Below are 534 nucleotides of genomic sequence, written 5' to 3'. Positions count from 1 at the left end.
AAAATGCCGGATATCCACCTGCGCTAGATATTGCGGCGGTAAAACTGCAATGGTGACCTTGTGCTTGTTAATAAATTGCTCAAATAATCTCGCATCTTTTTGAACATCTTCCGGGCATAAACATAGCTGTGCGCCGACCAACAGACTCATTGTCATTTCGGATACGGTCGCATCGAAAGAAATATTTGCAAACTGTAATACGACATCAGCTGCCGTAATTGCATGATTCCGAATAAAATATTCCCTTAAGTTAACTACACCCTCATGTTCTATCATTACGCCTTTGGGTTTTCCAGTTGTTCCTGATGTATAGATGATATACATCAAATCCTTCGGCGTATTGACATGCCCTGGGTTGGCAGCCTCGCCTGTATAGACCTCCTTATCCAATAAGTCTATGACCGGAATATCTCCTTTGACCGGCAGTTCCGCCCTTCCCAGCAATATGGCTGTTGGCTGGCAATCTTCCAACATATACTCGATACGATCGTCCGGATTGCTAGGATCTACCGGCACGTAGGCACCGCCTGCCTT

General features: G+C 45.3%; 1 protein-coding gene. It reads right to left on the bottom strand.

Annotated features, from left to right (window positions below; genetic code table 11):
• A partial coding sequence (locus tag PKO01S_RS28590; protein ID WP_246070786.1) for an AMP-binding protein occupies positions 1-516 on the bottom strand: 516 nt, incomplete at its 3' end.
• Between the last annotated feature and the right edge of the window lie 18 nt (positions 517-534).

The sequence above is a fragment of the Paenibacillus kobensis NBRC 15729 genome, from assembly GCF_004000825.1.
Lineage (GTDB): Bacteria > Bacillota > Bacilli > Paenibacillales > Paenibacillaceae > Paenibacillus_T > Paenibacillus_T kobensis.
This window is presented reverse-complemented; position numbering and strand designations above follow the sequence as displayed.